This window comes from Cytobacillus sp. S13-E01 (assembly GCF_029193815.1).
Classification (GTDB): domain Bacteria; phylum Bacillota; class Bacilli; order Bacillales; family Bacillaceae_L; genus Bacillus_BV.
The window spans coordinates 1-19719 of sequence record NZ_JARFVC010000044.1 but is presented as its reverse complement, the minus strand read 5'-3'; the positions used below and the strand labels follow the sequence as shown (position 1 = coordinate 19719).

Below are 19719 nucleotides of genomic sequence, written 5' to 3'. Positions count from 1 at the left end.
TGCATTCACATTATTAGTTTTTATTCAGCATGTGTATGGCATGTCCCATAATACCTTCAGCTGCTTCCATCAATGGCTCAGGTAATGTGGGGTGAGCATGAATTGTAAGGCTGAGATCTTCTGCTGTTGCCCCCGACTCAATGGCAAAAACTGCTTCAGCAATAAGAGATGATACTTCTGGTCCTACCATTTGTACACCTAACACCCGATTAGTTTCCTTATCCGTCACAACTTGTACAAAACCATCGGCATCCGAAACAGATAAAGCTCTGCCGTTGGCTTGGAATGGAAAACGACTAGAAACCGTTTCATATCCTTCTTTCTTTGCTTCCTTCTCCGTTAAGCCTGTATAGGCTACTTCTGGATCGCTGAAAATAACAAAAGGCATTGCCTGAAAATCAATCACACTCTTTAACCCACTTATCACCTCTGCAGCAATCTTACCTTCGTAACTCGCTTTATGAGCAAGAAGATAACCACCAGCACAGTCCCCAATCGCATAGACATGTTCAACGTTTGTTTGACATTTATCATTTATCTTAATAAAACCGCGTTGGTCTAATTCAACTCCGATATTTTCCAATCCAATTTTCCTTGTGTTCGGTTTTCTTCCAATGGAAACTAAGCAATAATCCCCTTTAATGATCTCTTCCTTTCCATTTACCTGAACATGAACATTTACTTCATCGCCTGTATTTTCTCCGCCTTGGACTAAAGCATTCGTTATAACTGTGATTCCAAGTTCCTTTAAATGACGTTTTACTACATTTGTAAGCATAGAGTCCGTACCTGGAAGAATTGTATCTGATCCCTCAAGGATGGTCACTTTAGCCCCGAATTTGGCATAAGCAGTCCCCAATTCTAAACCAATATAACCACCACCTACTACAACTAAATGTTTTGGTACTTCTTGAAGCATCAATGCCTCAGTCGAAGAGATGATTCTTTTTTTATCAAATGGCATACTTTTTAACTCAGTAGGTAAGGAGCCTATCGCAAGGATTAAGTCTTTGTAGGAATAGAATTGTTCTTCATTTTCGATTTTGATTTTTACAGTATTGGAATCAGTAAGATAAGCTTCCCCACTAATAACTTCCACTCCATTGCCTTTCAGCAAAGTCCGAACCCCATTCGTTAGTTTATTCACTATACCGTCCTTCCACTTCACTACTTCTGGCATATCTACTTCAACTTCACCAGAAACCTTTATTCCCATTAAGTTGGCATATTTTATGTGTTTTACTCGTTCAGAAGCGCTGATAAGAGCCTTGGAAGGTATACATCCACGGTTAAGGCAAACCCCTCCTAACTCTGCTTTATCCACCAACACCACTTTTTTCCCTAACTGAGCAGCACGTATAGCTGCCACATAACCTCCTGATCCTGCGCCTATAACTAACAAATCTAGATCCTTTTTTACTTCAATAGTCATTTTGATTTCCTCCTTCGATGATTTCAAGTTGAATGAAAAGAGTTATTTTTAATTATGAATCAAATTGTTTTTGTTCAAATATGGAGACCTATATGTAATTACAATCTGATGTTTTACTTATACCCTATCTTTTCATTTTTAATTAGACTGGATAATTTATACTATAATGTAATTATTTAAGAAAAGGGCTTTCCAATCTGTCTGGAAAGCCCTTTTCCCTTTATTCTTTCACTTTCATAAGTCGCAAACTATTTAATGCTACCAGAAGGGTTGCACCCATATCTGAAAGGATGGCAATCCAGAGCGTTAACCAACCTGGGATAACCAATAGTAAGGCAATAAGTTTAATAGCAATTGCAAATGTAATATTAGCTTTGATTATATTTAGAGCTTTTCGGCTAAGTTTTATAGTGAACGGAAGTTTTCTTAAATCGTCTCCCATTAGAGCGACGTCTGCTGTTTCTAAGGCTGCATCTGTACCAGCTCCACCCATTGCGATTCCAACTGTAGAAGCTGCTAACGCAGGAGCATCATTGACACCATCTCCAACCATGGCTACGTTTCCGTACTCGGATCTTAATTGTTTAATATAGTCTAATTTGTCCTGAGGCATCAGTTCAGCTTGAATATCTGATACTCCGACATGCTGACCGATTGCATTCGCAGTACCTTTGTTATCACCCGTAAGCATGATGGTTTTTTTGATTCCAAGTTGATGTAGCTTTTGAATGATTTCCTTACTTGATTCACGCACTTCATCTGCTACCGCAATAACACCCATTATTTCTTTTTCCGTTCCAATGATCATCGCTGTTTTCCCTTGATTTTGAAGGGTAGCAACATTTTGCTCTAAGTTATGATCAAAATTAGAGGTTGATAATTCTTTAAAGAGTTTTGGACTTCCAATATAATAAGTCGTTCCGTCTATAGTCCCCTTAATTCCTTTACCTGTAATGGAAGAAAAGTCATCTACGACAACATCAGAATAAGAAATGTTACTTTCTTCTGCCCTTTTCATAATGGCTGAAGCAAGAGGATGCTGGGAACGATACTCTAATGCAGTAATGGTCGCCAATAATTCTTTTTCATTCATTTGATTATTCAACACATTAAAATCAGTTACAACTGGAACACCTTTTGTTAAGGTACCTGTTTTATCGAATGCTATGGCCTTTAAGGCACCCATTTCTTCTAAATACACTCCGCCTTTTACAAGAACTCCTTTTTTCGCAGCATTCCCAATCGCTGAAACAATAGAAATTGGAGTCGATATGACCAACGCACATGGACAACCAACAACAAGAACAGCTAATCCTTGATAAACCCATGTTTCCCAACTGCCATCAAAGAATAAAGGAGGGACTATAGCCACTAATGCTGCAATGATCATAATGATTGGCGTGTAATATTTCGCGAATTTATCGACAAATGCTTGCGAAGGAGCGCGTTCTCCTTGTGCTTCCTCAACAAGATGAATAATTTTAGAAATGGTTGTATCTTCTACAAGTTTCGTTATTTTTACTTCAAGTAATCCTTCTTCATTTAAAGTACCTGCAAATACTTCATCATCAACCTTTTTCTCAACAGGGACTGATTCGCCTGTAATAGCTGCTTGATTGACGGCAGAGTAGCCACTTACGACTACACCATCCATCGCAATCTTTTGGCCAGGTTTTACAATCATGATATCGCCAACAGCAATATCATCGACATGAATCATTATTTCTTGTCCATTCCGTCTAACGAGTGCCTCTTTAGGAGCGATATCCATTAATGAACGAATTGATTGTCTTGCTCTATCCATAGAGAATCGCTCAAGTGCTTCACTAATGGCAAAGAGAATAACAACAATAGCAACTTCTGCCCATTCTCCAATAATGGCACCACCTATAACAGCTATTGTCATAAGGGTTTTCATGTCAAATTCAAAGCGTAATAAGTTTTGCAAACCTACTTTAAAAAGTGATAATCCTCCAATTAACATGGATGCTACAAATAATAATGCAGTTACAATGTTCTCATCCCCATTTACATTTGCGGAAAGGTAACCAAAGACAAGAAACAAGGCTGAATAGAGTAAAGTACTATGTTTTTTATAGAAAGGAACTTTTTCTTCTTTCGTTTCTTCTTTTACCTCTTGTGAAGCTTGACGAGCAGATTTTTCAGGAGTCACTTTAAGATTCTCGAATGCACCGGCTTTTTCTAGTTCTTCAATCGTTGTATCACCGTAAACAGATATCTTAGATGCGCCAAAATTTACTTTTGCATCCTCAACTCCAGAAAGTTGTTTTACATTATTCTCAAATTTCCCTGCACAGTTTGCGCATGTAAATCCTTCAACACGGTATACCCTTTTGTCCTCTTTAACCTCTTGTTTAACTTCCCGCCTTGGTTTTTCAGGGGACACTTTAAGATTCTCGAATGCGCCGGCTTTTTCTAGTTCTTCAATCGTTGTATCACCGTAAACGGATATCTTAGATGCACCAAAATTTACTTTTGCATCCTGAACTCCTGGAAGTCTTTTAACATTTTTTTCAAACTTTCCTGCACAGTTTGCGCATGTAAACCCCTGAACACGGTACACATTTTTTTCAGTCTCTAATGCTTTTGCTTCAGACAATTTTAACAACCTCCTTGTGGTGTGCAAATGCAACCTGTATTAGTTTCTTTACGTGATCATCATCTAATGAATAGTAGACTAACTTACCTTCTTTTCGATATTTAGCTAACCCAAGATTTTTAAGTAACCTCAAATGATGGGATGTTGTGGCAGTTGTAGCACCAACAATATTCGCTACATCACATACACACAATTCATCTTCTAAAGAGAGAGCATACGCAATCTTAATCCTAGTATCATCCGATAAAGCTTTAAAAACTTTGGCTACTTCCAAAGGATTTTGTTGGAGTAGTTCTTTTTTACCTCTTTTGACTTTTTCTTCATCTATACACGTAACTTCACATGCATCATCTTGCAAATTTTTCACCTCTTATCAATCAAATGTATGTTTGATTATCATTATAAGTTAACAAAAGACAAATAGTCAAGTATATGTTTGAATGTAATTTACATAAAAAGCAATTTTTCTTTAGTTTGCAGTAATTAATTATTCTTATAACTGAATTTAATTTCCTTTTTATGTTGGATACACTAGAGGGAATATCGTCAGGATGCAGTTTAAAAACATTCAAAGTTTTTCACCATAAAAAGCCCGATTTCTCTCTTTGTTAGAGAAAACCGGGCCTTGCTTTTTCAACTCTTCATTAATATTGGGGATCTACTTATAAAACCGATTTCCGATGATTAAGGAATCAGTTTTTTTCATTTAGCTTGTTCGTCTAAAGGCGAACTTAATAAACTAATTATCTGTAATTATAACTTTCGTTTAACATTCTTTAGCACTACTTTGCTATGGGGAATACTTGGTATACTCACCATGCTGTAACTTAAATCCTGGTCAGGAACTTCATATTCCATTCGGTTGGCCAGATAATCAAGACTTACTTTCATGACTTCAATGGTGACCCACTCTCCAGCACAGCGATGACCCATAAAGTAATCACCACCACCCTGCGGAATAAAGCTAAAAGGACTTCCTTCCCATTTGGCAAACCGATCAGGACTAAACACATCAGGGTTTTTCCAAATTTCAGGGTCATGATTTGTGCCATAAAGATCTAGCAAAGTTAACGTGCCTTCTTCAAATTTATAACCTTTCCAGTTGAAATCTTTTTTTACCAGCGCTACGACAAACGGAAAAAATGGATAAAAACGGCGAACTTCCTGTACAAACATCTGAGCATACTTTTCATTGCCTGATTTAAGTTTCTCCTTTTCTTCTGGATAATGGTGTACAGCCAGCGCAATGAAATTGATGAATATAGCAATCGCCACAATCGGCCTCAGGATATTAATTACTTCTACAGAAGCCGTGTCGGTATCCAATAGATTCCCTTCCAGATCACGGTGCCATGCAAATCTATGTAAAGCCGTATCTTCTGGAGGATTCACTTTCCCATTACGTACCTTATCAACCAACTCACTAATCCACTTTTCTACGTGATTCCGAGCATTTCTCCCTAGCCAATGGTTTGGACCAATTGCAGCCGGAGACTCGAACATCGCTGCTAAGTCTTTTGTCATTTCCTTAACATCGTCTTCTTCCAACGGGACACCTGCCCACTGGCATGCTGTTCTGCACATGACTTCCTTTACTTCTTCATAAAGAATAACTTTGTCCATCTGTTCCCATTTATTTAGTGCTGTCTGCCACTGTTTTTTTGTAATGTCTGTTAGGCTTTGAAGTCCCTCAGGAGACATGATGGACATAAACATTTCCTTCCGATGTTTGTGCTCTTGTCCATCCAACGCCTGAACACCATTCTTCCCGAACAATGTTTGAACCGCCCGGTTCGGTGCCGCATCCTTCCTTTTGAATTTCTCTGTATCATAAAAAACTTCCGCAGCTTCCTTTCCTACCATGCAGATAGCTTTCTTTCCAAGCAATCGGGTCTCAAAAACATTAGAATTAAAACTATGACGTCTGTTCAAAATGTACATATATCCTTCTCTCATAAGGCTCAAGCTATGATCTATTCCTTCTTCCCGAGGCATTTGATTTGTATCCGACATATCATTCATCTCCTTTTGGGTATTTTTGTATATCCCCCCGAAAAGGTTTATTATGAAAAATCCCTCCTGAGATGTAAAAGATTCAGGAGGGATTTCGTAATACTCGATTGAGGGATAGATCTACTATCTTTAAAATTTTGTTCATTGATTTTCTTTCACAATCGCGCCCTTATCTACAGTATGTTTTTTCGGCGTATTCAACGTATTTTAAGATACAAAAATAGCCAATTTCTAACTTAGTGGAAGCATTATCTACAGTAATTATTTATAGTATTCAACGTACACAAAGATAGGACTTTATTTGGAGAGGTGGGTATGATAGGCTTGGTTGCCAGATGAAACAACGGATTCAGCCTTTCAAGACAAATCGTACCCACAGAGGCTCCAAGTCAAGTCCTTAAACGCTTATCTATGGCTACATGTACACAATGATAAAAGCTGCATTCTATCAATCTTTTTTCGCTGATACTGTAGATAAGGGCCAGATTGTGAAATACTGTTATTGAAGTAATGCTACCCGTTACTTTAAGTACAATAGTTCACAAACCCATATCTATGCTGATATTTAATACAACAAAAAGGCTCCAGGATAAGAGCCTCTTTGTATAGTTTATCTTTTAAATCCACCTTCTGAGTGAATAATCTGACCTGTAATCCAATCTGCTTCATCACTCACTAGAAATTTAATGGTTTTTGCAACATCTTTCGGTTCACCTATTCTACCGAAAGGAAACATCGGTTTTAATTGAGTTTTTATTTCCTCTGTCATCCAACCTGTATCAGTTGGACCTGGATTTATTGCATTGACTGTTATACCTAACGGGGCTAGTTCAGCCGACAATGTAATAGTTAGAGCATCAACAGCTCCCTTTGTTGTTGCATATGCTAATTCACCAGGCATTGGTCCTTGAAACTGACCTGAAGTAATATTAACTATTCTTCCTCCAGATTTCTTATCAAACCTTTGAGCAAATTTACCACTCAATAGTGTCGTTGCACGAACATTTACGATGTAATGTTTATCTAATACTTCGGCAGTCAAATTAGAAAAATCGTTGTTAGTTGAGTATGCTGCGTTATTAACCAAGATATCAGGAAAGCCAAGTTGTTCAATCACTGTATTTATAAGTTGTTCAGGTGCATCATGTTGAGTTAAATTCAACTCCATACATGATACTTTCACACCTTTTTTTATTAATTCTTCTTTTAATTTTAATGGCTCATCTAATTCAATACTCCAAGGCATTTTTTTATCATATTCCGTCCAATAAGTAAAAAAGATATGATAACCCGTTTCAGCTAACTCCTTACAAATAGCTGCTCCAATCCCTTTCAGACGGCTTACACCCGTAATAATTGCAATTTTATCTTTTAATTGGTTCATTATAATATTCCTCCAAATGAAGGACGCATAAATAAGGTCAACAGGAGATATAATTGTCCCACTAAAAAGGCAGATTCACAAAAGACATCCATCTTTTTAAAAAGGTTTTTGAAGCCAAACAATGCAGTCCTTGTATGATTATAGATAGTCAAATAACCCTCATTAACGAGAGTGAAAATTAATCTATCCAATTTCTAATCATTACAAGTTCATCCACATTAGAATCTTTATCCCCTTTCAATATATCTCCACTATGTTTATTTTAACAATAAAGGGTAAATTCAACAATATTTAAATTTAAGTATAATTTGATTTTGTTCTTACTCAAGTAACCTGCCCTTTAGTTTAAGTGTACTTCTTCACAATATCCATTAGCGTTACTAAAGAATCTGGCCCTTTAATGGAATAATTCTATTATCACTTAACAGTTCCTAATTCATTAAAATCAGTTTCAGCTTTTCAATACAAGCAGATTTATTTCAAATCCACGCCAGGTATAACCTTTGATTGGATCAAATCCTGAATAATTTCGCTCATGTCGATTGTTTCTTGTTTTTTATTAAATTCGTAGCGACCATAAAGATTGATATGCTGCCATGCAACTGGAGAAATCCGTTTCAATATATCCGAATCTTGTCCCATTCTTTCCCCGTAGGTTAGCGTATTAGACAAAATGCAGGCATTGTAGTAAATAATACAATTCGTAAGCAGTCGGCTACACTCTCCCCATAGTTGTTGGTCCTGTTCGGTTTTAAAACGCAGTTTACCAAAGTTAGCATAGGAAACTGCCCTGCGCAATTTATGATAACTTTCGCCTCGATTCAATGCTCGCTGCACATTTCTGCGAAGCGATAAGGAGTCAATATATTCAAGAAAATACAGGCTTTTAATAATATTATCGTACTCCCACAAGGCACGTTTCGTTTTGTTTTTACGGGCATAAGCACTGAGCTTTCCCACTATAATGCTTTGTGTGGTTGTTTTCAGGCCAAGTGACAAAATGATATGCTGAATGTTTTCCCATTCTTCCATAATCAGATTGATGTTGATCTTTCGGACGGGCTTGATCAATATATCCCCATATTGACTTGGATGTTTAAACCCATATAACGATGTTCGGACTGTATCGTAGATATCCTTGTAACGAGGTGCAAACTGATAACCAAAAAAATGGAGAATGGCAAAGTTCACTTCGTTGGTCCCGTGTGTATCCGTAGAATGCACATCAGGCTGAATATCAGTAGAGTTATTATACAGAGTATCGAACACGTAGTGACTTTCATGCTCATTAGCTCCAATGATTCGAGCGTTAACCGGAATATGGTTAGCCACCATAGTATAGGAAACAATCCCTTTTTTCAGTCCAAAATATTTAGAGGAATAACGGGAATTAATCGTATGGATCCCCGTTTCAAACTTTTGCCCGTCACTACTGGAGTGGATGACCTCACCAATATCATAATGTCGAAAGATCGGTAACTTGGCTATAGCATTGCTAACACGATCATTTGCCTCTTTTAGAGTTTCTAAACGAATAAAGTTATCTGATGTGGTAGTCAGAGTAGAATAGCTGATGTCGGAGATTTCCCCCATCCTGCCTAGTCCCATGTTCGTTCCCCAAGCAATTAGGCAAGCAATCAGAACTTGATTATCTCTGGTCTGTTTCGCATACCGATCTAGGACGTGCTCAAACGATTCAAGGAACTGGCAATGCTGATTCACATAATGTAAAACATTTCCGATTTCCATTGACTTCAATGCATCGAAAAAAGGGTGATTGGTAGAATCATTGTCACGAGGGTACGGGAGTGCCCAGCGGCTATGTGAACCACGCTTTTTGACTTGGATATACTGGTTTTCTCCTGATGCAATCCGTTCATTAATCTCTTTAATCTTGGTTTCCAGTCTTTGCTCAAGCTCTGCCAAATGATGTTGGATCGGTTGATGAAGGATAGGAAGACCGACATCAGCTATCAGTTTTTCTTTCTGTTGCCATTGAAGATCATCAACCAGATCATCCTCAAAACTTCGAAATCGGACACTATCACGACAAAAAATATCCCCTGCTTCCAAACTGTTCCGTAAGAATTGGTAGACTAAAAATTCATAGCGATCCACCAATAGCGTTTTTTGTTTGGATGAATCTTGTTTATACATATAACGCTTTATGCCTTCCGGTATAAATTGACTTGGTAAAGTATCGGAAGAGTATTGACCTAACGGTTTATTTTTCATAAAAGCACTTTTCATAAAGTGGATGGCCTCCATCAATGGATCGTGAATGGAGGGAGCTACGAAATCAACCATAAGAAATATAGGCCGCAAATGCCGTTTAAACCGATGAGCTAATTTATCAATGTGTTCCCATTGGAAGGCCGTTTCATCAAATTTTGTATTTGTAACAATCTGATCAGCAAGAACCTCCAGGTTATTACGATCTAAAATAGCAAACACCTTATCCTGTATATCCTGAAAAGGTGTGTGTGGAGGAATGCTGTCGTCTGTGAATAGTTTAAGCACTTGGCCAGCCTTTTTCATATTTTGGTTACTTTCTGTATAACACTCGTATACTTGTTCTTTAGCTGCCAGTTTAGCTTCATCTTTATAACGTCTGACGTTGTAAATAAAAGTATTAATAAGATTGTCATGCATCCGTTGAAAGCGATAGTGGATAAAACATAATAAATACAGGTAACCGATCCATTCATTCAGTTGCTTAAGCCTGTAAACAGAGTAATAATCCACTAATGAAGCATAGTATTTGATGCTTTCATTAGAAACTCCTAACCCAGGTAACAATTTTTGCGCCAACCGATATAAAGACTGTATTTGTTTCCCTCGCTCCATCTCTCGCTTTATTTCGCCAGCACTAAAGTCCTTTGGTTCATGTTTTAGCTGTGTAATTTCATAGAGACCATCAGAATCTTCAAGTAGTTGCTTCAAGGAATCGATATCAGTCTGTTTTAAGTGATTTTGCATCAGGGCAATTAATCGGTTTTGTTCGTGGGTTATGGCTCTCCCTACCGTTTCTTGCATAAAACTATAACCGGGAATAACGATGCGCTGCTCTGATAAATAATTCATGATTTCACGAAAGATAAAGATTGGTTTACCACTAAAAGTAGCTGCCTTACAAGCCTTTTTCTCCAATTGCCCTTTTTCTTCGGCATCACAACTGCGATAGTTGAGAAGTTCCCGAATCAAGTGCTGCTGTTTGAGTTTAGTATTCTTACCAACTACATTTAGATCGACCATTTCACTATTGTTAAAATGCTCATTTAGAATATACCGAAGATCCTCCTCTACTTCATGAAGCTCAAACGTGAAAAATTGGTGTTTTACTTTAAAATAGCCAAGCTGCAAGATAAAGAAGGCCTTGGATTTGACAGAACGAAATGTATCTGTCAATTCTTTCTCTGGTTGAGAAAGCGAAAAATAGTGACAACGATCCTCATATGTAAATTGCGGTCTTCCATAAATACCTTTTAATTCATCTTCCCTAAGAATTCTCAACCGTTTTGGCCCAGTTCTGTTTTTGACAATATCCATGTTTGCCCTTTCCTATGACAAAGGTTATTTTTGGATCCTATTAATCCATTTCAAAAAGTACACTTTTTGAAATGGGGGTATTCCCACTACTTTTGCATTTCATAATTATAACATAATTAGTTTTGAAATATCCCAATCATATTGTAGATATTTTGAAATTAAAATATAATAAATCTATTCTATTAAAGTTGAATTTGTAAAATAAAGGAATCTAAATTGAGTTCGAAAATGAATAGGGGATAGAATACATGAGGAAATTTTTTTATGTAAGGGTTAGCAGCAAAGATCAATCTGTAGAAAGACAGGTTGTAGTTGCAAAAGAAATGGGAATTCCCGAAGAGTATGTCTTTATAGAAAAGGCAAGTGGAAAAGACTTCAAGAGACCAGAATATCAACTAATGAAACGTATGCTCAGAAATGGAGATATTTTATATATTCAGTCATTGGATAGATTGGGACGAAATAAACAAATGATCCTAGAGGAATGGCAAGAACTGATACAAGTAAAGGAAATTGAAATTGTTGTGTTGGATATGCCCCTTCTTAATACAACAAGATATAAAAATTTGAACGGCATTGAAACATTAATTTCAGATTTAATCCTGCAATTATTGAGCTACATGGCAGAAGATGAACGAAATAGAATTAGGACACGGCAAAAAGAAGGAGTAGAAGTCGCGATTCGTAATGGAGTAAAGTTCGGTAGAAGGAAAATTGAGATGACTGACACATTTCCGTCTATCTATCAAGAATGGAAACAACAGAAGATAACGGCTGTAGAAGCCATGCAGCGTGTCGGAATGAAACGGAATACGTTTTATCGAAGAGTAAAAGAATACGAAGCGAGTCTTTAACAGTCTGTACTGAGTAAATACTTGTAGCAACCTTTTTTAAAATAAAGGTTGCTTTTTTCTTAATAAACCTTTTCGGGGGGATATGCAAAAACACCCCTTTTTTATTAGTGATGATTTTATTCTTTGTAACTTTTCCCTATTTACTCTCAAAAAAAACTTGGATTTGTCCTATATATGTTCAATTTGGATACATTTTATAACCTTCTTAACGAGAAGAACTTCTAATTGCTCTTTTATCAAATCTCTACCAGTCTCTTTTAGTTTTGTGAGAGCTATTTCTATTCTGCAAATGAAAAACCTTGTTCAGTATTTATGTATACTTTATTTGATAGGACCTTTTAACAGATCTCCTCAACAGGAGATCATTTTTTCATTTGTCTTATTAGTAAATTATGAAAGCATTAAAAGTTGAACTCCCTTAACGTTCATTTTCGGTACTTTGTTTGTACCAATTGTTCGTACTTCAAATACTGCTAATAACAGCACCAAAAATCATTCTCAATAAGAAAGTGCCAAAATTATGGTTTAAAAACAAAGGACAAGGTTAAAATATAATTGGATAAAAAAAGGAGGGATAGTAATGTCACACGAACAATTTCAAGCCTGTATCGATGAATGTTTAGCTTGTATGAAGATATGTAATCATTGTTATGACGCTTGTCTAAAAGAAGGAGATAGCCACCATATGGCAGATTGCATTCGACTAGACCGTGAATGTGCCGATATGTGTGCTTTTGCTGCTGAAGCAATGTCTCGAAATAGTCCATTTGCTCAACAAATTTGTCAACTATGTGCTGAGATTTGTGAAACTTGTGGGAACGAGTGTAAAAAACATGATCATGCTCATTGTCAAGAATGTGCAGAAGCTTGTTTCAAATGCGCAGATATGTGTCGTAAAATGGCTAGCTAATATCTAAAATAAAAATATGGTTAAATGGAGCTAACCAAAAGAGTCAGCTCCATTTATCATGCGTTAGTTATGACGAATTCCATTGCGTTTAAAAATAGATATATTCTATACTACGTGCCAACTCCCAAATAAAGAAAATAAAAATACAAGAGAAAAGTTTTACAGTGCTAATTACTACTTTTTATGAAAATTTGCTTAGTATACTTTCCTCGTTTTGCTATTAGGGGGACGGAACGATTCTGGGTTTTAGGGGCAACTATAGGAGTAAATACCATTTAATCAATTTTGATAAGTGTATTTGAGAAACTTTAAAGTCTTTAAAATCAATAAATTGCTACCCTATTGATATATAAACCTTGATAAAAAACATTTTTATAACTTCTAACACTACAAACATAAAAAACGAGAGCTTAGATAATAATCTCCCGTCTTAATAGAATTAGTAAGCTTTACATTGGTTGAACACCTGATCCACCACAACAACCACATCTTTTGCCACCGTGACAACACGGGCAACATCCACTTCCCTGACAATGATGACATCCTCTCCCACTACAACAACAGCACATACCAGCACCACCACAATAACGACAACATCCTGCTCCTTGGCAGCAATGACATTTATGCATAATACACCTCCATAAGATAACCATACATAGTATATATATTTACTTGGTGTCAAGTTTGAGCATGCCTATCTAAATTAATAATCTAATTATAATAAATACTCTATACATTTCTAGTTATCTCACCCCACTTGAGCGCTAAAGGGGTTCAACTTGTTACAATTTATGGTCATTTAACATCTATTTTTTGATTTATGGTTATGTTTTTCACAGTGACCCCTCATTCTTCGAATCGTTTCCGTACCCCTAAGAGGTTGATATATATTAGTCATGACTAATATATATCAACCTCTATTTTATATGACTTTTTATGAATTAGGTCTTGATAACGTATAAAATCCGCGTTTTGTCAGCTGGACCCCGTACTATAAAACCCTTCATATTCAAGGATTTCTAACTTGCTTGCCTTCATAACAGACTTTGCACAATACTCCATTATGCCCAGCAGGGAATTATGCCCACCCTTTTTCTTACCTTAGTTCGTTACTTTCGTATAGCATTCAGTTATGTCCATGTAATATTTTTTAGATAATGACCTTGGATAACTCACAAAACCCTCTTCATACAGTTTTTGTAGGATTTTTTTAGCTTGTGGAGCTTTCAAAGATAATTTATGAATACATGCTTTTAAAAAGTCTGTAGCATTAAATAAGTTATATGGATTTCTTTTAGATTCTTTTTCGATAAACTCTTTAACCTCTAATTTTTCCCCTTTTAACTTTCCAGCCAGTTCTTTTATAAATGTAGGATTAGTTATGTATTCTTCCTCATGTATAAACTCTGCTAAAAAGCCTGTATCAGTGTACAGGTTATAAAATGTTTTTGGGATGAAATTATCTACTTCTAATTCACGTTTCCGGATCTCATTTAATAAACATAGCTGCACACGTCCACCTGAAAGTAAAAATTTATTTTGAGCTAATTTTACTGTACTTGCTCTAGTTACCGTATCACCTAATAAATGGTCTAAATATTGCCTTGCTCTTGCAGAATTAGCCAAGCTGTCAAAGTCTTTCCCCTCTAATAATCTGTTAAAAGCTGCTTCTACTTCACCAATTTCATAGTTCGATAACCAGATTCTATACATAGGTTTATTTGTTTTAGATTCTTCATAGATCTCACGAAAAATTAGTTCACCTTCTTTATCGTTATCACAAGCATTAATTATTTTATTTACATCATTCCTGTTTATTAACTTCATAATAATATCAACTTGTTCTTTTGAATCCTTAATAGCTTTATACTTAACAGGTAAAATTATGGGTAGGTTATCAATCCTGAAAACTTTTAATTCCTCATTATGCTCTCCTGGTGTAAGTACTTCGAAAACATGCCCTCTTCCCCATGTTAATATATAATTTTCATTTTCAAAAAAACCATAATAGGGCATAGTACCTTTATGGAATTTAACTCCTCTAAACCTTGGAGATTGTAATAATTGCTTTGCAACATTAGGTTTTTCGGCTATTATTAGAGACTTTCCCATAACTAACCTCCATTTAAAAAGAGGAATTTCTAAAATTCCTCTTTAATGTGATTTTAAATACAACTAGACACATCTTCCTTTAGACCAAGATACTTACATATCTCAGAGAAAATTATCAAAGCATCTGGGCTTGAACCATCTATTGCGCTTTTAATTTCTTTTCCTGATATCCCAAAAATGTTACCTAGCTTTTTATAGGTTAGATCATTTTCTAACATTTTCTGTTGAACAGAATGTTTTAATTTTCTATCTATCTTACTATTAATCAAACAATTGAATTCAGCTTCTTTCTGCTGAATCTTATAAGTTATTGATTTTAAAACTTCACCTACAGTCCGTTCATGTGAATGTTCTTTTGTCAAATCAATCATTATAGCTAAATCTAATGTTAACTGATCTATTTCTTTAACTATGTCATAGTAAGTTGACTTACCGTTATTGTTAGAATTAAGTATTTCTCGTAAAGACAATTACGTTCATCCCTTCTGCCTAGTTAAATTCTATTTCTTTATTACTCACCTTTCCGATGTACACTAGCATTTCCTTTAGAGGATATTGGACTAAACTAAAATCCTGATAAAACTCCACCTTATTATTAAGAAGTAATGTATATAGTTGTTCAATAGATAATTCCCCTCTATGAACCTTATTGAAATTCCGAAGAGTAATTTCTTTCCACTGTCTAGATGGTGGTTTAATATAGGCTTCTCCTGAAACTTGATGGTTTAGAATTTGCTCAATCAGTTTTCCCTTCTTCTTTTTAACAATTAATTCCTGATTAATTAGCACTCCCTCCCCTTACATCTAGTTTTTTAGTTCTTCTTCATATCGCCTCGTTATTGATAAATCTGAATGTCCTGCAAGTTTTGCTACTTCTTCTATGGAATAACCCAATTCTATTAACACCTTACAAAATGTATGTCTTAGAGTCTGTGAAGTTAAACACTCTATTCCAATCTGTTTGGAAATGGCATCAAATAAATGTCTTATACCTGAGTAGGTTAAGGGTACATTCTTTTTTGAAGTAAAAAGTCTATCGGTAAGACTATTTCTTTTAGCTCGTTCAGTTATCCATTCAGTTATATGTTGTTTCATTTCTTGATTTACAGATACACTTCTCTCTTTTATTCCGTAGTTTTCTCTTACTCTTATAGATCCTTTATTAATATCTGAAACTCTTAAGTTTATAACCTCACTTGCTCTTAATCCTCCATACAACATAATCGTGATAATTGCTTTATTTCTATAAAAAAGCCAATGGTTTTTTTGGAAAGAGGATTTATCATTAATAAATTTGAGCAATAAAGATTTATCTTTTTCATTTAGAAAATGAAGAGTGTTTACTTTTGTATCTGAAGTGAAGTATATTTCATCAATTCTAAGTTCTCTTCCCTCTACTTCATTTAGGTATTTCAAATAGGATCTTATACATATAACTTTATTTTTTATAGTTGACTCCTTATTGTTTTTACTAAGGAAAGCAACCCATTCTAAAACTTCTTTAGTCGTAATTATAGTAGGATTAAATGGTATTTTATTTTTCTTCTCTATCCAATTGGTAAATTCGTTTGCTACAATTTTATATCTTTTAACAGTATTAGGCTGCTTCCCCTCATTTTGTAACCAATCTGCGAAGTCATTCATTCCAAATACCCCAATCCTACAATTTCATCTTTCTATATTCATTAATTTTATGATAATCTTATGTTGGGTAACTTCCTGTTAAAGCTTTATCTTTATGATTAAGCTGTCGCATTTTTCTTTTAGCCGAGGATAATGTACCAGGAGTTGCCCTTAATTCTGTAAAACCACATTCATCTTTACTACATACATAGGTTACTATTCCTTCTTTATGTTCTTCCTCTCGAAGTCTATAACTCTCTGAATCTACAAAACCATGTTCAGGACTTAATATCCAAAGAGGTTCTAAAACTCCTACTTTACATTTAGGACAATTTGATTCCATCATTCCACCTCATTTTTTTATAATTGTTCGAGCTAACAATCTCTCTTCAATTTTATTTTCAATTTTCTCCAACTCTTGACTATCTTTTAACATTTCTTCTCTGTTCAGATTAATCATTTCCTGAAAAGATTTTTTTAGAATTTTTCTCAATGTAATTCCTCCTTTCTGTTCGTAAATAAACAGCAAGAATTATCTGCCATTATATGAATATTATACCAAATTATCTGCCGTTAAACAACGAAATGTGACAATTTACCCCAATAAAAAAAGGACCATTGGTCCCTTGTAACTGCTAAACTAAAGTAGACAGTTTTTGATAGATAATAATGAACACTTTTTTACCAACTGTACTTGGGGTTTTGGCATTGAAAGTGGTGCCGCCCCGGGGAGGGGCGGCACCACTTTCAATGCGGCGACCTCCCCCTATACTATTAAAAATTTTTCTCCAAACATTGTATAATGTGATAGATTATCAGAATTATCATCACAAGTGGAGGGAACTGAAAGGTGGAAAAGTGGAAAGTGTATATGGAGATTTATCAATTAAAACAACAAGGGTTTAAGATAAGGAGGATCGCTAAAAAGCTAGGGATTTCAAGAACAACCGTTTACAAATATTTAGAAAAATCGCCGGATGAAATGAGTTCATGGATGGCATCAACAAAAACAAGAGCAAAAAAGCTTGATCCATATGAGATGGTTATTCAAACATGGCTAAGTGAACATCCTGATCTCTCTGCATCTCAAGTTCATGACTGGTTATTCGAAAAATATAAGGGTATAGAGGTGGCTGAGAGCACAGTACGTGGTTATGTTAAAGAATTACGGGAGAAATATTCGCTTCCTAAAACAGAAACAAAACGTGTCTACGAAGCCGTTCCAGACCCTCCGATGGGGAAACAAGCTCAGGTAGACTTTGGCCAAACTATACAAAAGACATCAGATGGAAAAGAGGTCAAATTATATTTCATTAGTTTTGTACTTTCGCACTCCCGGTATAAATATGCCGAGTGGTTGGACAGGCCTTTCACTACGAAAGATGTGATTCGAACGCATGAAAATGCCTTTCAGTTTTTTGGGGGTATTCCTCACGAAATTGTTTATGATCAAGACTCTCTTATGGTAGTCAGCGAGAATGCTGGAGACCTAATTCTTACTGGTGAATTTCAAGCTTATCGTGAAGAAAGGAAATTAGTCCTTCATGTTTGCCGCAAGGCGGATCCTGAAAGCAAGGGGCGAATTGAGAACGTGGTTGGTTTTATAAAGAAAAACTTCGCTAAGAATCGTGCCTTTCACAATATCGATCAGTGGAATGAACAGGGCATCGCATGGCTTGAAAGAACAGGAAATGGTAAAGTTCACAATACAACAAAAAAGAGACCAGTCGAAGTGTTTAACCTTGAAAAACAACACTTAAGACCGGTCACTACAAAAATTACTATTTCAAGTATTGATTCAAGTATAACAAGAACCGTTAGGAAGGACAATACTATTCTCTACCTATCAAATCGGTATTCTGTTCCTCTCGGAACCCATAAGAAAGATAAAGAAGTTTATATCGAAGTGACAGATAAGAACCATTTACTTGTTCGAGAAGAAAAGGAAGGGCCTGTAATTGCCTACCATAAGATTAGTCACGAGAAAGGTAAACTGATTCAAGATCGCCAGCACACACGGGATCGCACAAAAGGCATAGCTGTTTTCATAACTAGTGTTTCCGAGAAATTTGAGGATGTGGAGCTCGCGACTGAATTTCTAACTCAAGTCCATCGTAATTACCCGCGGTATATTCGTGATCAACTTCAACTCATCTCAAAGGTGCTTCAATCTGAGCCAGAGTTTGCGAGTGATGCTTTAAAGGAATGTGTCAACAGGGGGCTGTATAGTGCGACTGAATTTAGCGATATCATCCAACATGTCAAACGCCAACGCCAAGTAAACAGCAAACCAGAGGATCGAACGGGTGAACAGTTGAAACCAATCTATGCAACCGATCAATCTGTAATTAATACAAAACCACAGACTCGAGATATAAATGAATATATAGCTTTACTGGAAGAGGGTGTATACAAATGAATCATTCCATTGAACAGCTGCAACACCGTTTACGTTCCTTAAGGTGGGCAGAAAGCGCCACCTACCTCCCCCAGCTGATTTCGAAAGCGGAAACAGAGGATTGGACGTACCGAATGTTTATTGACCACTTGACGGCTTACGAACAAAAGCGTCGTGATGAGAAACAAATTGAAAAGAGACTAAAATGGGCTGGGTTCCCTTTTTATAAAACACTTGAGGCATTCAATCTGAATGAGCAGCAATCACTAAGCAAGAAGCAAATCAACCAATTAAAGGAGTTCGCATGGCTAGATCAATTATACAACCTTATCCTTTTAGGACCAACAGGGGTGGGCAAGACGCTCCTGTCAACGGCACTAGGAATAGAAGCTATTCATCAAGGATACAAGGTGTCATTTATATCTATGGGTGAACTCATTCACACATTAAAAACAGAGGAATTTACAAGAAAGTCACAGACAAGGATGAAACGTATCAGAGACTCCCATTTAATCATTATTGATGATTTGATGTATATGGCAATGGATACTCGTGAAGCCAATCTGTTTTTTCATTTGATTAATGACCTATATGACAAATCTTCTGTCATTATAACATCGAACAAAGGGCCTCAAGAATGGGGAGAATTATTAGGTGATCCTGGCATTACAACAGCCATTTTAGATAGACTCATCCATCGGGCAGAAGTGATTCATTTTAGAGAGGAAAAAAGTTACCGAATGAAACATCGTTCTTCCATTTTTGGGAACGAAAGTGTTCAAAATTAATTAGCAAAAAGTGTTCATTTTCACTTGACGGTTACA

General features: G+C 36.0%; 17 protein-coding genes. 4 read left to right on the top strand and 13 right to left on the bottom strand.

Going from position 1 to position 19719, the window contains the following annotated elements; genetic code table 11:
- Nucleotides 1-13 precede the first annotated feature (13 nt).
- The 6 genes from lpdA to PY093_RS19135 form a co-directional block, all read right to left on the bottom strand.
- Nucleotides 14-1432 carry a dihydrolipoyl dehydrogenase gene (gene lpdA, locus PY093_RS19160; RefSeq protein WP_275647404.1) on the bottom strand — a complete coding sequence of 473 codons (1419 nt, stop codon included), beginning with the start codon at nucleotides 1430-1432 and terminating at the stop codon, nucleotides 14-16.
- 220 nt (nucleotides 1433-1652) lie between these two features.
- Nucleotides 1653-4052 carry a heavy metal translocating P-type ATPase gene (locus PY093_RS19155; protein WP_275647403.1) on the bottom strand — a complete coding sequence of 800 codons (2400 nt, stop codon included), beginning with the start codon at nucleotides 4050-4052 and terminating at the stop codon, nucleotides 1653-1655.
- Nucleotides 4045-4410, bottom strand: coding sequence for an ArsR/SmtB family transcription factor (locus PY093_RS19150; protein ID WP_275647402.1), 366 nt, complete (start codon nucleotides 4408-4410; stop codon nucleotides 4045-4047). The genes PY093_RS19155 and PY093_RS19150 overlap by 8 nt, the downstream gene beginning before the upstream one ends.
- A gap of 395 nt (nucleotides 4411-4805) precedes the next feature.
- Entirely contained in the window at nucleotides 4806-6065 is a 1260-nt protein-coding gene (gene cypC / locus PY093_RS19145) for a CYP152 family fatty-acid peroxygenase CypC (protein WP_275647401.1), read from the bottom strand.
- Between the two features lie 610 nt (nucleotides 6066-6675).
- Nucleotides 6676-7452: an SDR family oxidoreductase gene (locus PY093_RS19140; protein ID WP_481769327.1), complete on the bottom strand. Its 777-nt coding sequence runs from the start codon at nucleotides 7450-7452 to the stop codon at nucleotides 6676-6678.
- Nucleotides 7453-7923: 471 nt separating this feature from the next.
- Complete coding sequence (locus PY093_RS19135) at nucleotides 7924-10998, bottom strand: Tn3 family transposase (RefSeq protein WP_275647399.1); 3075 nt, start codon at nucleotides 10996-10998, stop codon at nucleotides 7924-7926.
- Between the two features lie 248 nt (nucleotides 10999-11246).
- On the opposite strand from PY093_RS19135, the gene PY093_RS19130 reads away from it, so the two are divergent.
- Complete coding sequence (locus PY093_RS19130; protein WP_275647398.1) at nucleotides 11247-11852, top strand: recombinase family protein; 606 nt, start codon at nucleotides 11247-11249, stop codon at nucleotides 11850-11852.
- A gap of 580 nt (nucleotides 11853-12432) precedes the next feature.
- Nucleotides 12433-12762 (top strand): four-helix bundle copper-binding protein, encoded by a 330-nt coding sequence (locus tag PY093_RS19125; protein ID WP_275647397.1) that lies wholly within the window; start codon nucleotides 12433-12435, stop codon nucleotides 12760-12762.
- A gap of 439 nt (nucleotides 12763-13201) precedes the next feature.
- Here PY093_RS19125 and PY093_RS19120 read toward each other — a convergent pair whose 3' ends face one another.
- The 7 genes from PY093_RS19120 to PY093_RS19090 all read right to left on the bottom strand — a co-directional run bounded on the left by PY093_RS19120 (nucleotide 13202) and on the right by PY093_RS19090 (nucleotide 16990).
- Nucleotides 13202-13444 (bottom strand): hypothetical protein, encoded by a 243-nt coding sequence (locus PY093_RS19120; RefSeq protein WP_275647396.1) that lies wholly within the window; start codon nucleotides 13442-13444, stop codon nucleotides 13202-13204.
- A gap of 419 nt (nucleotides 13445-13863) precedes the next feature.
- The gene (locus PY093_RS19115) at nucleotides 13864-14874 is read right to left on the bottom strand and encodes a DNA topoisomerase (RefSeq protein WP_275647395.1); all 1011 of its coding nucleotides are present in this window, start codon (nucleotides 14872-14874) and stop codon (nucleotides 13864-13866) included.
- Nucleotides 14875-14927: 53 nt separating this feature from the next.
- Nucleotides 14928-15344 (bottom strand): hypothetical protein, encoded by a 417-nt coding sequence (locus PY093_RS19110; RefSeq protein WP_275647394.1) that lies wholly within the window; start codon nucleotides 15342-15344, stop codon nucleotides 14928-14930.
- A gap of 19 nt (nucleotides 15345-15363) precedes the next feature.
- A complete protein-coding gene (locus tag PY093_RS19105) occupies nucleotides 15364-15663 on the bottom strand; it encodes a hypothetical protein (protein WP_275647393.1) in 300 nt (99 codons plus the stop codon).
- A gap of 15 nt (nucleotides 15664-15678) precedes the next feature.
- Nucleotides 15679-16518: a tyrosine-type recombinase/integrase gene (locus PY093_RS19100; protein WP_275647392.1), complete on the bottom strand. Its 840-nt coding sequence runs from the start codon at nucleotides 16516-16518 to the stop codon at nucleotides 15679-15681.
- 58 nt (nucleotides 16519-16576) lie between these two features.
- A complete protein-coding gene (locus PY093_RS19095) occupies nucleotides 16577-16840 on the bottom strand; it encodes a hypothetical protein (protein ID WP_275647391.1) in 264 nt (87 codons plus the stop codon).
- A 9-nt stretch (nucleotides 16841-16849) separates the two neighbouring features.
- Complete coding sequence (locus tag PY093_RS19090) at nucleotides 16850-16990, bottom strand: FbpB family small basic protein (RefSeq protein WP_275647390.1); 141 nt, start codon at nucleotides 16988-16990, stop codon at nucleotides 16850-16852.
- 357 nt (nucleotides 16991-17347) lie between these two features.
- On the opposite strand from PY093_RS19090, the gene istA reads away from it, so the two are divergent.
- Both istA and istB read left to right on the top strand, forming a co-directional pair.
- Complete coding sequence (istA, locus tag PY093_RS19085; RefSeq protein ID WP_275647389.1) at nucleotides 17348-18916, top strand: IS21 family transposase; 1569 nt, start codon at nucleotides 17348-17350, stop codon at nucleotides 18914-18916.
- The gene (gene istB / locus PY093_RS19080) at nucleotides 18913-19683 is read left to right on the top strand and encodes an IS21-like element helper ATPase IstB (RefSeq protein ID WP_275647388.1); all 771 of its coding nucleotides are present in this window, start codon (nucleotides 18913-18915) and stop codon (nucleotides 19681-19683) included. Before istA ends, istB begins: the two co-directional genes overlap by 4 nt.
- Nucleotides 19684-19719: the final 36 nt, after the last annotated feature.

What these genes read in the sequence shown, in the direction of transcription:
- PY093_RS19095 (WP_275647391.1), bottom strand. Translation starts at nt 16,840, where the DNA reads ATGGAATCAAATTGTCCTAAATGTAAAGTAGGAGTTTTAGAACCTCTT.
- PY093_RS19100 (WP_275647392.1), bottom strand. Translation starts at nt 16,518, where the DNA reads ATGAATGACTTCGCAGATTGGTTACAAAATGAGGGGAAGCAGCCTAAT.
- PY093_RS19135 (WP_275647399.1), bottom strand. Translation starts at nt 10,998, where the DNA reads ATGGATATTGTCAAAAACAGAACTGGGCCAAAACGGTTGAGAATTCTT.
- istB (WP_275647388.1), top strand. Translation starts at nt 18,913, where the DNA reads ATGAATCATTCCATTGAACAGCTGCAACACCGTTTACGTTCCTTAAGG.
- cypC (WP_275647401.1), bottom strand. Translation starts at nt 6,065, where the DNA reads ATGTCGGATACAAATCAAATGCCTCGGGAAGAAGGAATAGATCATAGC.
- PY093_RS19130 (WP_275647398.1), top strand. Translation starts at nt 11,247, where the DNA reads ATGAGGAAATTTTTTTATGTAAGGGTTAGCAGCAAAGATCAATCTGTA.
- PY093_RS19125 (WP_275647397.1), top strand. Translation starts at nt 12,433, where the DNA reads ATGTCACACGAACAATTTCAAGCCTGTATCGATGAATGTTTAGCTTGT.
- lpdA (WP_275647404.1), bottom strand. Translation starts at nt 1,432, where the DNA reads ATGACTATTGAAGTAAAAAAGGATCTAGATTTGTTAGTTATAGGCGCA.
- PY093_RS19115 (WP_275647395.1), bottom strand. Translation starts at nt 14,874, where the DNA reads ATGGGAAAGTCTCTAATAATAGCCGAAAAACCTAATGTTGCAAAGCAA.